Genomic DNA, 14,743 nt, shown 5'->3' with positions numbered 1-14,743 from the left:
TTGAGCCATGTTTGCTTTCATAGCCATAAAAAAACGCTGCTCAAGCAGCGTTTTAGTGGTTAAAGCGTTGTGTTATGCCAAAAAGGCGGGAATGTTTTGCTCAAAGCGTGAGATCTCAGCGTCGTGCTGCAGCGTGAGGCCGATGCTATCTAACCCCTCCAACAAGCAATGACGGCGAAAATCATCCATCTGGAAGCTAAAGCAGTGTTCACCGGCACGGATGGTTTGGGCGGGCAAATCTAACATTACAGTCGCGCCTTCATTTTCTGCCACATACGTAAATAAAGCATCGATTTGGCCTTCTTCAAGGGTCACCGGCACCATTTGGTTATTAATGCAGTTGCCATAGAAAATATCGGCAAAACTGGGGGCGATTATCACTTTAAAGCCGTAATCATCTAGCGCCCAAGGGGCATGTTCGCGTGACGAGCCACAGCCAAAGTTTTCGCGGGTGAGCAAGACGCTTGCGCCTTGGTAACGCGCTTGATTGAGCACAAACTCGGGGTTCGGTTGCTTGCCCGCATCGTCTAAAAAGCGCCAATCGTGAAATAGATGCTGACCAAAGCCAGTACGGGTGACTTTTTGCAAAAACTGTTTAGGGATGATCGCATCAGTATCGACGTTCGCCGCATCCAATGGGGCAACAATGCCGGTATGAGTGTGTATGCCTGACATGAGGCCTCCTTATAATTGGTTAACGTCAATAAAATGACCGGCAATAGCAGCGGCGGCGGCCATCGCAGGGCTGACCAAGTGGGTGCGGCCTTCACGGCCTTGGCGGCCTTCAAAGTTACGGTTGCTGGTGGATGCACAGCGCTCTTTGGGGCCTAAGCGATCATTATTCATCGCCAAACACATAGAGCAGCCGGGCAAGCGCCACTCAAAGCCCGCTTCGCGGAAAATCACATCCAGCCCTTCTTGCTCTGCTTGGGCGCGCACCTGCTCGGAGCCCGGCACCACCATGGCATGTACACCCTCTGCCACGCGTCGTCCTTTGGCGACCGCGGCGGCTGCGCGCATGTCTTCAATCCGTGAGTTGGTGCAAGAGCCAATAAAGACTTTATCGATGTGGATATCTGTAATGGCTTGGCCTGCCGTCAGTCCCATGTACTTTAAGGCTCGCTCAGCCGAGTGGCGCTCTATCGGGTCGGTCATGCTCTCTGGAGCAGGCACGCTATCATGCACACTGACCACTTGGCCGGGGTTGGTGCCCCATGTGACTTGATGATGGATTTGACTGCCATCGAGAGTGACCACGCGATCAAAGTGCGCATCGGCATCTGAGTGCAAGGTTTGCCAATACGCAACGGCTTGCTGCCATTGCTCGCCTTTAGGGGAAAACTTTTTGTCTTTTAGGTAGGCAAAGGTGGTGTCATCTGGCGCGATCAGGCCAGCTTTTGCGCCTAATTCGATGGCCATGTTGCAGACCGTCATTCGCCCTTCCATCGACAAGGCAGTGATGGCGTCCCCACAAAACTCCACCACATGCCCAGTGCCACCTGCGTGGCCAACTTTACCAATAATCGCAAGGACAATATCTTTGGCGGTGATCCCGGGGGCGGTTTTGCCCGTGACTTCAATTTTCATCGTGCGGGCGCGGGATTGCTTGAGTGTTTGGGTGGCCAGTACGTGTTCGACTTCTGAGGTGCCAATACCAAAGGCAAGGGAACCGAAGGCACCGTGAGTTGCGGTGTGCGAATCACCACAGACGATGGTGGTGCCGGGCAGGGTAATGCCAAGCTCGGGGCCCATCACATGCACAATGCCTTGGTAAGGATGATTTAAGTCGTACAGGGTCACTCCGAACTCTTCACAGTTTTTGGCCAGTGTTTCCATTTGGATACGCGCCATTTCCCCTGACGCGTTAATGTCTTTGGTTTCGGTGGAGACATTGTGATCCATGGTGGCGAAGGTTTTACTCACTTGGCGCACTGGGCGCCCTTTTTCCCGCAGGCCATCAAAGGCTTGTGGTGAGGTCACTTCGTGCACTAAATGACGGTCGATATACAGCAGCGGCGCTTCGCCAGGCTGCTCGGTGATCACATGGGCTTGATAGATTTTTTCATACAAGGTCTTAGCGCCTTGCTGGGTGTTTGCATTCGACATAGCTCGTATCCTTACGGGTAATTATTCTGCGCCTTGGCGGATATACGCGGCGATACGATCGCCCATTTGTTCGGTACTCAATGCGGGGCGGTTACCTGCTAGATCCGCGGTCAACTCACCGGCCGCCAGCGCTTGGCTGACTGCATGCTCAATCGCGCAGGCTGCGTCTTCTTCGCCTAACGAGTAGCGCAGCATTAGCGCGGCGGAGAGAATTTGCGCCACTGGGTTGGCGATATTCTTACCCGCAATATCGGGCGCAGAGCCGCCTGCGGGCTCATACAAACCAAATTTACTCGCGTTCAAGCTCGCAGATGGCAACATGCCCATTGAGCCGGTGATCATCGCGCACTCATCGGAGATGATGTCGCCGAAAATGTTCGAGCATAGCATCACATCAAATTGCGACGGGTCTTTAATCAGCTGCATGGTGGCGTTGTCGATATACATATGGCTTAAGCGGACATCTGGATAGTCCTTTGCTACTTCTTCTACCACTTCACGCCACAGCATCGAGCTTTGCAGCACATTGGCTTTATCGATTGAGCACACGTGTTTGTTGCGAAGCTGGGCCGATTGAAAGGCAATACGGGCAATACGCTCAATTTCATAGCGATGATAGATTTCCGTATCAAACGCTTTTTCCTCGCGGCCTTCACCTTCACGTCCTTTGGGCTCACCAAAATAAATCCCGCCGGTCAGCTCTCGCACCACCACGATGTTAAAGCCTTTGTCGGCAATGTCGGCGCGCAGTGGGCAAAAACTTTCGAGGCCGGTATGGATTTGTGCCGGACGCAAGTTACAAAACAGACCAAAGTGTTTGCGCAATGGCAGCAAGGCACCGCGCTCCGGTTGCTCGGTTGGCGGTAAATGCTCCCACTTTGGGCCGCCCACTGAGCCAAATAAAATCGCATCGGCTTTTTCACAGCCGGCCAAGGTGTGTGCTGGCAGCGGAGAGCCATGGGCATCAATCGCGGCGCCGCCCACAGGGTAGTGGTGACGCTCAAAGGTGACAGCGAATCGCTCGCTAACCGCATCAAGCACTTTTTCGGCTTGCGCCATTACTTCGGGGCCGATACCGTCGCCGGGTAAAATTGCAATCTGGTGTGCGCTGGCCATGGTTATACTGTCTCCTGTTTTAAGTGGGATTGTTCCTTAATCTGCGCAATTTTATCCGCGCGATAGATAGCATTGATCACGTGCAATAGCGCCTCACCGGAGGCTTCGATAATGTCGGTCGACACTCCGGTGCCGTGATATTTACGGCCCTTGTAGTTGGCAATGATGTCGGCTTGGCCGAGACCATCTTCTCCTTCCCCTTTGGCGGTCAGATCGAATTTATCCAGTTCAATGTCATAGCCAGTAATGCGGTAGATGCACTGATAAAGGGCATCGACGGGGCCGTTACCAATCGCCGCCTCGCGTTTTTCTTCGTCGCCACATTGCAACTTGATGCTGGTGGTCGCCATTAGGCTGCCCGATTGCACGCCTAAATAGTTCAGCTTGTAGAAGTCGTCCTCTTCTTTGAGGTTGTTGAAGAACATCAAGGCTTCTAAGTCGTAATCGAACACCTGACCTTTACGATCCGCCAGCTGCAAGAAAGATTGATACAAGGTGTCTAAATCGTAATCTTGTTGGTCGTAGCCAAGGTTATCCATATGGCTTTTCACCGCGGCACGGCCGGAGCGGCTGGTCAGATTAAGCGCCTTTTTGCCCAAACCAATCGACTCTGGGGTCATAATTTCGTAGGTGTTTTTGTTTTTGAGCATGCCATCTTGGTGGATGCCGGAGGAGTGGCTAAAGGCATTGGCACCGACCACGGCTTTATTGGGCTGGATTGGCATGTTGCAAAGTTGGCTAACCAGCTTACTGGTGCGGGCAATTTCGGTGTGGTTCAACCTTGTTTCTACGCCTAACAAGTCAGCGCGCGTTTTTAAAATCATCGCAATTTCTTCCAGCGCACAGTTACCGGCGCGCTCGCCGATGCCATTGATCGTGCCTTCCACTTGGCGAGCGCCGGCTTGTATGGCAGCAATGGAGTTAGCGACCGACATCCCCAAGTCATCATGGCAGTGAACAGAAATGACCGCTTTGTCGATATTGGGTACGCGATTAAACAAGGTCGCAATGATATTGCCGAATTCACTGGGAACCGTGTAGCCGACGGTGTCGGGAATATTAACGGTGGTCGCACCGGCATTAATCGCTGCTTCGACCATACGGCACAGGTTGTCAATCGGAGTGCGCCCAGCATCTTCGCAGGAAAACTCCACATCGTCCGTATATTGGCGCGCGTGCTTGACGGCGCGTACCCCCATCTCGACCACGTCGTCGTAGCTGCGGCGAAGCTTATCTTTTACATGAATGGTCGAGGTGGATAAAAAAGTGTGGATACGAAAAGCGTCGGCGGCTTTGAGGGACTCAGCGGCAACATCAATGTCTTTAGGTACGGCGCGAGATAAGGCACAAACGCGCGCATGTTGCATATGTTCGGCGATAGTGCGTACTGATTCAAAATCGCCCGGTGAGGAGACCGGAAAACCCGCTTCAATAATGTCGACGCCCAGTCGGTCCAAGGCTTGGGCGATCTGCAACTTCTCTTTCACGGTTAAGCTGGCGGATAAGGCCTGCTCACCGTCGCGCAAAGTGGTATCAAAGATGATGACCTGACTGTTGTCGCTCATGGGTGACTCCCTGTTGTGTTTGCTCGCCGCCTTCATGGCTCTCTTAATGGGCGCTGTGTTTTATTTTGACGGCGTTAGATACAAAAAAACCCGCGTCTGGCGCGGGTTTTTGACATTTGGCATTCACTGATTGCTGCCCAATACCTACCCGCGCGACCGAGTCACGATAAGGAGGAGGATGAGGCGTAGTGTAATCAGTGTCATGAACTATCCATTCAATGTGTTTGCTGGTTACAGAAATAACAGAGCGGCGGGGAAAGCGTCAATCACAAAAAAATAAAAAAATGGATCTGCTTAGTTAACCTGATCAAAACTAGTTTATTACACTGGTTTTTAGTGGATAATTTGAAATAAACGGCTGCTGGTTGCGGGGAAGGTATACAGTTAGATAGCACTTTCGCTGTGTCAGGATAACAAACTGCAGGGAGTGTTATCTTCATCAATATGACCTCATAACGTCACCCCGTTGTCATACCCGCTGTCTAGAGTTTGACCATCAGCTAACCGAAAGCGGGGGCATGATGAGAAGCTTTACAGCGATTCAACGTTTTGACCACACGGTGTCGTATCTGTGCCTTTCTCATCGATTTAGTGCAGCGACAGCCAAAGTAGCGCGGGTGATATCACACTCTGGTGATGGGCCGTTATATGCAGGAATTGGCTTGGCCGCATGGTGGCTCGATGGTGCATTTGGCTTATGGTTGTTGTGCACTGGAATCGTCGCCTTTGCGATTGAATTGCCCATCTATTGGGTACTTAAACGGAGCTTCCGCCGCGCACGGCCTTCACAGCTGCCCGCTTTTATCACGCCCTCAGATTTATACAGCATGCCCTCTGGCCACACGGCGGCCGCTTTTTTAATGGCTTCGCTGATTAGTACCTTTTATCCCCCCTTGGCGACAGTGGCCTTTATTTGGGCGGGGTTGATTGGGCTGTCCCGCGTATTGCTGGGGGTCCATTTTGTTAGCGATATTCTGGTCGGCGCGGTGCTCGGACTTCTATGTACTACGTTGGCACAAAACATCACCGACGATCTTTACTGGATGGCGGCAAGTACATGAAGCTTTTATACGGTGTGCAAGGAACCGGTAACGGTCATATTTCACGAGCAAGGGCGATGGCAAGGGCCCTAAAAGCGTATGACGTGAGTGTGGATTTTGTCTTTTCTGGGCGACCTGCAGAGCGCTATTTTGATATGGCGCCGTTTGGTGACTATCGCACGTTTACCGGCATGAGTTTTATCAGTCGTGACGGTAAAATTGCGCTGCTTGAGACGGCGAAAAAGAATCACGTTCGGCAACTTTATCGCGATATTCGCGCGCTTGATGTTACCGGCTACGACAAAGTGGTATCCGATTTTGAGCCTATCACGGCTTGGGCGGCACGCCAGCAAGGCGTTCCCTCCGTGGCGATTAGCCATCAAGCTGCCTTTGCCCATGCGGTCCCTAAACAGGGAGAAGGACTGATAAACCGGCTGATTATGCGTTATTTTGCGCCGACGGATCATGCCATAGGGCTACATTGGTATCACTTTAATCAGCCGATTTTGCCTCCCATCATTGATATCGGCAGAGATGACACCCTTTCACTAAAGGCGAGTCAATCAGAGGATGTCTTGGTCTATCTTCCCTTTGAGTCACTCGATGCTGTGACGGCGCTGTTACTGCGCTTTAACCAAGGTTTTATCTGTTTTCATCCGGATGTGAAGCAAGACTATCGGCGAGAGAATATTCGCTTTATGCCACTTGGGAAAGCCAGCTTTCATACTGCGCTAAAGGCTTGCCAAGGTGTGATCGCGAATGGTGGCTTTGAACTGCCTTCTGAAGCATTAACGATGGGGAAAAAGTTGTTGCTAAAACCCTTGGCAGGACAGTTTGAGCAGCTGAGTAATGTTGCAACGCTGGCACAATTAGGGTTGGCGCACGCCATGACACACTTAGACGCTCGCGCGGTGAGAGATTGGTTGAAAGCCCCGGCCAGCGGCGAGATCCGTTACCCTGATGTCGCAAGAGCGTTAGCGGAGTGGCTGGTCAAAGGTGAGCTCGACCAAACGCAAAGTTTATTTCATCAGCTTTGGTCACAGGTCCGTTTTCCAGAAGCAGTTGAAGAGTGTTTGCTGGATATTGGCCGCCCGCTTCCACGTCGACGTCAGCACCCCTTACTGTTAAACCGCTTGATGCGCTGACCGCCCAATAACGGCGGTCTGGTCTGTTGAATCACGTTTTTACATTTTCGCTAGAGCATTCACTCAATTTCTCTTGAGTTTGGTGGTGCGCTCGGTAAACTCGCTGCCATTATTGAGCGTACATGTGTTCGCCAAACGGCGATCCAAGAGAGACACAGTGAACACCCAAAACCATATCGTCACGCGCATCCGCGAGCAAATTACTGCCCAAGGTGAACGCGAAGCTATCCGTTTTCAGCAACAGTCACAGTGGGCGAGTATCAGCTGGCGCCAACTGGGCGAGCGCATTGATCAGCTATCACGCTGTTTACTCAAAGCTGGTTGTCAGGTTCAGCAAACCGTCGCTATCTTTGCGCCGAACAGTGAAAAATGGGCGATGTTGGACTATGCCGCGTTGCAAATTCGTGCCGTGCCGGTGCCGATTTACGCAACCAGTACTGATCAGCAAGCGGCACACATTATCAATGATGCGGACGTGCAATGGATCTTCGCCGGTGACGAACAACTAGAGAGCGCGGTTGCAGCCCTTGAACACTGCCCCAATGTCAAAGGGGTAATCGCCCTCAACCAAGAGGCACAGGTACCTGCACATCCCAAGGTGTGGGACTGGGCCAGTTGGTTATTGCAAGACGATCGCAGCTATCAAGCCGAATTAGACGCGCGCATTGATGCGCGATGCATGGATGATTTGATCACCTTGATTTATACCTCCGGCACCACGGGCGATCCGAAAGGGGTGATGCTGGATTATGCCAATGTTGCGGCGCAGCTGGAGGTACATGACCAAGTCTTGGCATTAAGACCCGATGATGTGTCTTTGGCCTTTTTGCCGCTTTCTCATGTGTTCGAGCGTGCATGGAGCTATTACGTCCTGCACCGCGGGGCGGTGAACTGTTATCTTTCAAACCCGCTTCAGGTACGTGATGCATTGGCGGAGATTAAACCGACGGTGATGTGTGCGGTACCGCGTTTTTATGAAAAAATTCATGGTGCTATTCACGACAAACTCAGTCGGGCCACCGGTGTTAAACCGCATTTATTCCGTTGGGCGCTGCGCCAAGGCGAGCGTCATGCTGCTCAGTTACGCGCAGGTCAATCACCGTCGCGACGTCAGCAATGGCAAGTAGCGTTGGCCGACAAGCTGGTACTGAGTAAGCTGCGTGCGCTATTGGGTGGCAAGATGCGCTTGATGCCATGCGGTGGAGCGCGTCTTGACCCTGACATTGGCGCGTTTTTCCATGCCATAGGCATTAACGTCAAGCTCGGTTATGGCATGACCGAAACCACTGCCACGGTTTCTTGTTGGGACGATACGCGCTTTGACCCTCACTCGATTGGTTATCCGATGCCAGGGGCGGAGGTGCGAATTGGTGCGGAGGATGAAATTCAAGTCCGTGGGCCAATGGTGATGCGAGGTTACTTTAATCAGCCCGATGCGACCGCTGCCACCTTTACCGAGGATGGCTTTTTGAAAACCGGCGATGCGGGGTATCTCGATGCCAAGGGCAACGTCTTTATCACCGACCGAATCAAAGAGCTGATGAAAACCTCTGGTGGCAAATACATCGCGCCACAGCGGGTAGAAGGCGCTTTGGTGCGCGATCATTTTATTGATCAGATTGCGGTGGTGGCCGAGGCGCGTCACTTTGTATCGGCCTTGATTGTGCCTTGCTTTGATGCCTTGGAAGAGTGGGCGCGGGCGGCCAATATCGAATATCAAAATCGCAAAGAGCTGCTGAAACACTCCGATGTGGTGGCCTTGTTTGAAAAGCGTTTGCAGAGCTTGCAACACGAGTTGGCCAAGTTTGAGCAAGTCAAACGCTTCACTTTGTTGCCTCAGGGCTTTTGCATGCACAGTGGCGAGCTCACGCCGACTATGAAGCTGCGCCGTAAAGTGATCCTTTCACGTTACCAACATCACATTGAGGCGATGTACCAGCGTCAATGATGTGTAAAGGGGGACGTTTCTCATCGATGAGAAATGTCTCCTCTGACGGCTATTTTCACGTCCTTTTTCTCCTCGGCTTGTATAGTAAATCTGGTAAATCTGTTTTCTTGTAGTGGATCTTTCCGATTTTCGACCTCCCAATCAGTGTTATCCAGCAACATTCACTCAACATTTAGATTAAAAATGTAAATACTGGTTAGCTAATAGACAGTTTTGCAAATAAAACGTTACATTGATTGCAGCTTCATCCGAAGCAGGCCAAGTGACAATCTAACGCCGCCTTACCGCCAGTATTTGGTTTCGATGTCCGCGTGGTGAGTGATCACCAGTACATCTAAGTGTAAGGGGCAAGATTAGGCTAAAAGTAAGTCCTAACTATGCAAACAGGGAGGCGTAGAGTGGAAATGTTATCCGGTGCCGAGATGATCGTGCGTTCCATGATCGATCAAGGCGTAAAACATATTTTTGGTTATCCAGGCGGATCAGTACTGGATATATACGACGCATTGCACGAAAAGAGTGATATCGACCATGTGTTGGTACGCCACGAACAAGCCGCGGTCCACATGGCCGATGGTTATGCGCGTGCCACGGGGGAAGTAGGGGTGGTGCTGGTGACGTCAGGCCCAGGGGCAACCAATGCAATTACCGGCATTGCCACCGCGTATATGGACTCGATCCCCATGGTGGTGTTTTCTGGCCAAGTCATGAGCGGCCTGATTGGCAATGATGCCTTCCAAGAATGCGATATGGTGGGGATCTCCCGCCCGGTGGTCAAACACAGCTTTTTAGTCCAGCGCGCTGAAGACATTCCTAACATTGTTAAAAAAGCCTTTTATCTTGCCTCAACGGGACGTCCCGGCCCTGTGGTAGTGGATATTCCTAAAGACATGCTAAATCCGGCACAAAAGCATCCTTATCAGTATCCAGACAGTGTACGCATGCGCTCCTATAATCCGACTACTTCGGGACATAAAGGGCAGATAAAGCGTGGTTTAAAAGCACTACTGGCGGCGAAAAAGCCGGTACTGTATGTCGGTGGTGGGGCCATCATGGCCGATTGCGGTCAACAAATCCGCCAACTATCAGAAAGCCTTAACATACCGGTTGTCAGCACCTTGATGGGGCTAGGCGCGTTTCCCAGCACCCATCAACACTCGCTGGGTATGCTGGGCATGCATGGCACCTACGAAGCGAACATGGCGATGCACCAAGCCGATCTGATCTTTGGTATTGGTGTCCGGTTTGACGATCGCACCACCAACAACTTAGAAAAATACTGTCCCGATGCCACCATCATGCACATTGATGTCGACCCATCGAGCATTTCTAAAACCGTGGCGGCAGATATTCCTATCGTCGGCTCGGCGGATGCGGTACTAAATAGCATGCTGAAATTGCTGGTGGAGCAAGGTGGCAGTAACGACAGTGATGCGATCAGTACTTGGTGGCACAATATTCAAACTTGGCGCGAGCGTCAGTGTTTGAAGTATGACGTGGATCCGGAGCGCATCAAACCGCAGCAAGTGATTGAAACCTTGTATCGCCTTACCGATGGCGAGGCCTATGTAAGCTCCGACGTGGGTCAGCACCAAATGTTTGCGGCACTCTATTATCCGTTTGATAAACCACGTCGTTGGATAAACTCGGGCGGCTTGGGCACCATGGGCTTTGGGCTACCCGCCGCTATGGGGGTGAAGTTCGCGCTACCGGACGCGCAGGTGGTGTGTGTTACCGGTGATGGCAGTATTCAAATGAACATTCAGGAGCTGTCCACCGCACTGCAATATGATATCCCGGTGGTGATCGTTAACCTCAACAACCGTTTCCTCGGGATGGTCAAACAATGGCAGGACATGATTTATCAAGGCCGCCATTCGCACTCCTATATGGACTCGGTGCCGGATTTTGCCGCGATTGCTGAAGCCTATGGCCATGTGGGGATGCGCATTAGCCATCCGTCTGAGTTAGAAGCCGGCCTAGAAAAGGCGCTGGCAATGAAAGATCGCTTGGTGTTTGTCGATATCCATGTCGATGAAACTGAGCACGTGTATCCGATGCAGGTACGCGGTGGGGCGATGAATGAAATGTGGTTGAGCAAAACGGAGAGAACCTAATGCGCAGTATTGTATCGGTTTTAATGGAAAACGAGCCGGGTGCCTTGTCGCGCGTGGTGGGTCTGTTCTCTCAGCGTGGCTACAACATTGAATCACTGACGGTGTCACCCACCGATGATGCGACCTTGTCGCGCTTAAATATCACCACCTCAGTGGTGAGCGACGCGGACCGCGAGCAAATCGAAAAGCATTTGCACAAGCTGATTGATGTGCTGAAAGTAAGCAATGTGACTGAAAGCGATCACATTGAACGTGAACTGGCGTTGGTGAAAGTGAAAGCGAGTGGCTACGCCCGCGCGGAGGTAAAACGCACCGCCGATATTTTCCGGGGGCAAATTGTAGATGTGACAGCTTCACAATATACCGTGCAGCTAACGGGTGACAGTGACAAGTTGGATGCCTTTATTCGCGCGGTCGGTGAAATTACCGAGATCATTGAAGTAGCACGCAGTGGCGTGGTTGGCATTGCTCGCGGCGAGCGAGCGCTGCGCCAGTAACCAAAGCAGCTGGTTGAGGTAAGGAAAATGGCACGCCAAGGCGTGCCATTTTTGTGCGTGTTAGTCGGGGTTAATCAAGTACACCAAGGCTTCATAGGGTGCCAATTGCATTTCTGGCATCAAGGGCTTGGCTTCTGGGTAATTATGGCTCACCAAGTCTGCGTTCGGGGCAGGGGCGACAGGCAAGGTTGCTGTGACCGGTTCGCCATAAAAATTACACACTACCACCAGTTGGCTGTCGCTATTGTCGCGACGATAGGCGAGCAGTTGTGGGTGGTCAGGCAGTAAGTCCTGATAATCGCCTTCACGGATCACGGGTAAGGCTTTACGCAGGGAAATCAGCTGCTTGTAGTGATAGAACACTGAGTCTTTATCCGCCAGTGCGGTGTCGACATTGACGTCAACATAGTTAGGCGCAGGCTTTAGCCACGGTGTACCTGTGGTAAAACCAGCGTTTGCTGAGCTGTCCCACTGCATGGGGGTACGCGAATTGTCGCGTGAGCGTGCCGCCAGAATGGCCAGCACTTCCCCTTCTGGCATGCCTTGTTCGCACAGCAGACGATACATGTTGCGGCTCTCAACGTCTTGGTAGTCATCAATACGCTGATAGCCAGGGTTGGTCATGCCAATTTCTTCCCCTTGATACACGTAAGGCGTGCCTTGCTGCATATGAATCGCGGTGGCGAGCATTTTGGCGGAGGCAACGCGATGGTGGCGATCATCACCAAAGCGACTGACCACACGCGGTTGGTCGTGGTTACACCAAAATAGTGCCCCCCAACCTTGGTTATGTAGGCCGTGCTGCCAAGTACGGAAAAGTTGTTTTAGGGCCAAGAAGTCAAACGGCGCCAGTCGCCACTTCTCGCCGCCCGGATAATCGATTTTTAAGTGGTGGAAGTTAAACACCATGGAGAGCTCTTTGCCATCTGGCGCGGAATACTGCTGGCAGTGTTCCAAGGTGGTCGAAGACATCTCGCCCACAGTGACGCTGCCGTAACGCTGGAAAATGTCGCGGCTGATCTCTTGCAAGTATTCGTGAACGCGTGGCCCATCGGTATAAAAACGGCGACCATCGCCTTGGTGATCATCGGGGAACGATTGATCTTTGGAGATCAAATTGATCACATCGAGGCGAAAACCATCCACGCCTTTTTCGGCCCAAAAAGCCATTACGTCTTTGACTGCCGAACGCACCGCTGGGTTTTCCCAGTTAAGGTCGGCTTGTTCGGTGGCAAATAAGTGGAGGTAATACTGGCCGGTCGGTTCATGCCATTGCCACGCGCTACCGCCAAATTTTGATTGCCAGTTGTTTGGGGCACCGCCGTTAATCGGATCTTTCCAGATGTAGTAATCGCGATAGGGGCTGTCTTTGCTGGCCAGCGCTGATTGAAACCAAGGGTGCTCGGTTGAGGTATGATTAATCACAATATCCATGATGATACGGATATCGCGTTTGTGCGCCTCGGCGAGCAGGGTGTCGAAGTCGTCCATGGTGCCTAGGCTAGGATCAATGGCGTAATAATCGGCAATGTCGTAGCCGTTATCGACTTGTGGTGATACATAAATGGGGGTTAGCCATAATGCATCGATGCCCAAGGCCGAAAAGTAGTCCAGCTTTTCGATAATGCCCGGTAGATCACCTGTCCCTGTTTGTGTGGTATCACGGAAGCTCTTGGGATAAATCTGATAAATGGTGGCCGTTTTCCACCAGGGATGTGCGTGCATAATGTCTCTCTTAACGCTAATAAAGCGGGGAGCATGCTCCCCGCAGACTGAATGGGAGTTAGACGACCGCCAGTTTGCCTTTGCTGGCTTGGCGGCGATACATAAAGGCGGTGAGTGCAATCGGCACGATAATGGCAATCAGCATCGCGACCGCGTAAACACCCCAGAACTGTGGCTGAATAGATAAAATACCCGGCAAGCCACCTACACCAATGCCGTTGGCCATCACACCGGAAAGACCACACACAATGGCGGCCAGCGCCGAGCCAACCATCGCGCACAACATTGGGAATTTGTAACGTAGGTTAATCCCGTACATAGCCGGCTCTGTCACGCCAAGATAGGCGGAAATCGCCGCGGGTACAGAGATTTCACGTTCGTTTTCTTTTTTGCTCATCCAAATGATCCCGACTACCGCCGAGGCTTGTGCAATGTTAGACAGGGCAATCAGTGGCCAAATGGGTGTGCCGCCCATCTCTTGCATCAGCTGCAAATCCACCGCGTTGGTGGTGTGGTGAACACCGGTGATCACCAACGGTGCATACAGGAAGCCGAACAGGGCCGCGCCTATGTAGGCGTAATCGCCGGTCATTGCCGAACGGGCTAAGAAGGCGACGCCATTACCAATCTCGCGGCCAAAGGGACCGATGAGGGTGTGCGCCAAGATAACGGAAGTGAGTAGCGCGACAAACGGCACCACCACCAAATACAAATAATCCGGAATAATGCGTTTTAACTGGGTTTCAATAAACGCTAACGCCATCCCCGCAAACATGGCTGGGATCACCTGTGCTTGGTAGCCGACTTTTTCAATTGAGAACCAGCCAAAGTCCCACACTTCAGGCATTTCTTTACCGATAAGGTAAGCGTTCATCAACTGCGGCGATACCAGAGTAATACCTAGTACGATACCCAAAATCGGCGTGCCGCCCATTTTTCTGACCGTCGCCCAACACACGCCGACAGGCAGGAAGTGGAAGATGGCTTCGCCAAGCAGCCATAAAAAGCCGTGGGCGGTCGCCCAAAACTCGCTGATCTCTGTTAAGGTTTTGCCATCGAACATGCGGATATCACCGATCACGTTACGGAAGCCGAGGATCAGACCACCGGTGATGATCGCGGGGAGAAGGGGAACAAAAATTTCCGCGAGGTGTGAAATCGCACGCTCTAGCAGGCTCATGTTTTTACGCGCGGCTTGCTTGGCCTCATCTTTTGATTGGCCTTCGACGCCGGTAGCCTGTTGCAACAGGACAAAGGCTTGGTCCACGCTGGTGCCGATCACGACTTGAAATTGGCCAGCGCTGGTAAAGCAGCCTTTAACCATGGGGATCGCTTCAATGGCGGCGACGTCCGCTTTTTCTGGATCATTTAGTACGAAGCGTAAACGGGTGAGGCAGTGGCTCACGGTGGCGATGTTGTCTTTGCCGCCTATATGAGTGATCAATTGATCAACGGCATTTTTATTTATCTGGCTCATAAGCAAT

11 protein-coding genes are annotated in these 14,743 nt (G+C 52.0%); 5 read left to right on the top strand and 6 right to left on the bottom strand.

What is annotated here, in order from left to right:
* Positions 1 to 72: 72 nt before the first annotated feature.
* From leuD to leuA, 4 genes are read right to left on the bottom strand one after another with little or no spacing between them, the layout of a single operon-like run.
* On the bottom strand, positions 73 to 675 hold the full coding sequence (gene leuD, locus BZJ19_RS03695) for a 3-isopropylmalate dehydratase small subunit (RefSeq protein WP_077674635.1): 603 nt from the start codon (positions 673 to 675) through the stop codon (positions 73 to 75).
* Between the two features lie 9 nt (positions 676 to 684).
* A complete protein-coding gene (gene leuC, locus BZJ19_RS03690; protein ID WP_077674634.1) occupies positions 685 to 2,106 on the bottom strand; it encodes a 3-isopropylmalate dehydratase large subunit in 1,422 nt (473 codons plus the stop codon).
* Between the two features lie 21 nt (positions 2,107 to 2,127).
* Positions 2,128 to 3,222: a 3-isopropylmalate dehydrogenase gene (gene leuB / locus BZJ19_RS03685; protein WP_077674633.1), complete on the bottom strand. Its 1,095-nt coding sequence runs from the start codon at positions 3,220 to 3,222 to the stop codon at positions 2,128 to 2,130.
* A 2-nt stretch (positions 3,223 to 3,224) separates the two neighbouring features.
* Entirely contained in the window at positions 3,225 to 4,787 is a 1,563-nt protein-coding gene (leuA, locus tag BZJ19_RS03680; RefSeq protein WP_077674632.1) for a 2-isopropylmalate synthase, read from the bottom strand.
* 521 nt (positions 4,788 to 5,308) lie between these two features.
* On the opposite strand from leuA, the gene BZJ19_RS03675 reads away from it, so the two are divergent.
* The 5 genes from BZJ19_RS03675 (at position 5,309) to ilvN (ending at position 11,534) form a co-directional block, all read left to right on the top strand.
* Positions 5,309 to 5,848 carry a phosphatase PAP2 family protein gene (locus BZJ19_RS03675; RefSeq protein ID WP_077674708.1) on the top strand — a complete coding sequence of 180 codons (540 nt, stop codon included), beginning with the start codon at positions 5,309 to 5,311 and terminating at the stop codon, positions 5,846 to 5,848.
* Positions 5,845 to 6,972 (top strand): MJ1255/VC2487 family glycosyltransferase, encoded by a 1,128-nt coding sequence (locus BZJ19_RS03670; protein ID WP_077674631.1) that lies wholly within the window; start codon positions 5,845 to 5,847, stop codon positions 6,970 to 6,972. Before BZJ19_RS03675 ends, BZJ19_RS03670 begins: the two co-directional genes overlap by 4 nt.
* 157 nt (positions 6,973 to 7,129) lie before the next feature.
* Positions 7,130 to 8,920, top strand: a complete 1,791-nt coding sequence (locus BZJ19_RS03665) for an AMP-dependent synthetase/ligase (protein WP_077674630.1) — start codon at positions 7,130 to 7,132, stop codon at positions 8,918 to 8,920.
* Between the two features lie 398 nt (positions 8,921 to 9,318).
* Complete coding sequence (locus BZJ19_RS03660) at positions 9,319 to 11,037, top strand: acetolactate synthase 3 large subunit (protein ID WP_077662778.1); 1,719 nt, start codon at positions 9,319 to 9,321, stop codon at positions 11,035 to 11,037.
* Positions 11,037 to 11,534 (top strand): acetolactate synthase small subunit, encoded by a 498-nt coding sequence (gene ilvN, locus BZJ19_RS03655; RefSeq protein WP_077479504.1) that lies wholly within the window; start codon positions 11,037 to 11,039, stop codon positions 11,532 to 11,534. Before BZJ19_RS03660 ends, ilvN begins: the two co-directional genes overlap by 1 nt.
* A 60-nt stretch (positions 11,535 to 11,594) precedes the next feature.
* On the opposite strand, the gene treC is transcribed toward ilvN, so the two are convergent.
* Positions 11,595 to 13,259, bottom strand: coding sequence for an alpha,alpha-phosphotrehalase (treC, locus tag BZJ19_RS03650; protein WP_077674629.1), 1,665 nt, complete (start codon positions 13,257 to 13,259; stop codon positions 11,595 to 11,597).
* Between the two features lie 58 nt (positions 13,260 to 13,317).
* Positions 13,318 to 14,736 (bottom strand): PTS trehalose transporter subunit IIBC, encoded by a 1,419-nt coding sequence (gene treB / locus BZJ19_RS03645; protein WP_069591000.1) that lies wholly within the window; start codon positions 14,734 to 14,736, stop codon positions 13,318 to 13,320.
* Positions 14,737 to 14,743 lie beyond the last annotated feature (7 nt).

The organism is Salinivibrio proteolyticus (assembly GCF_001996165.1).
GTDB classification, from domain to species: domain Bacteria; phylum Pseudomonadota; class Gammaproteobacteria; order Enterobacterales; family Vibrionaceae; genus Salinivibrio; species Salinivibrio proteolyticus.
This window is presented reverse-complemented; position numbering and strand designations above follow the sequence as displayed.

Bases quoted from the DNA above. Each gene is read 5' to 3' on its own strand.
- leuD (WP_077674635.1), bottom strand. From the start codon at position 675: ATGTCAGGCATACACACTCATACCGGCATTGTTGCCCCATTGGATGCG.
- leuC (WP_077674634.1), bottom strand. From the start codon at position 2,106: ATGTCGAATGCAAACACCCAGCAAGGCGCTAAGACCTTGTATGAAAAA.
- leuB (WP_077674633.1), bottom strand. From the start codon at position 3,222: ATGGCCAGCGCACACCAGATTGCAATTTTACCCGGCGACGGTATCGGC.
- leuA (WP_077674632.1), bottom strand. From the start codon at position 4,787: ATGAGCGACAACAGTCAGGTCATCATCTTTGATACCACTTTGCGCGAC.
- BZJ19_RS03675 (WP_077674708.1), top strand. From the start codon at position 5,309: ATGAGAAGCTTTACAGCGATTCAACGTTTTGACCACACGGTGTCGTAT.
- BZJ19_RS03670 (WP_077674631.1), top strand. From the start codon at position 5,845: ATGAAGCTTTTATACGGTGTGCAAGGAACCGGTAACGGTCATATTTCA.
- ilvN (WP_077479504.1), top strand. From the start codon at position 11,037: ATGCGCAGTATTGTATCGGTTTTAATGGAAAACGAGCCGGGTGCCTTG.
- treC (WP_077674629.1), bottom strand. From the start codon at position 13,259: ATGCACGCACATCCCTGGTGGAAAACGGCCACCATTTATCAGATTTAT.
- treB (WP_069591000.1), bottom strand. From the start codon at position 14,736: ATGAGCCAGATAAATAAAAATGCCGTTGATCAATTGATCACTCATATA.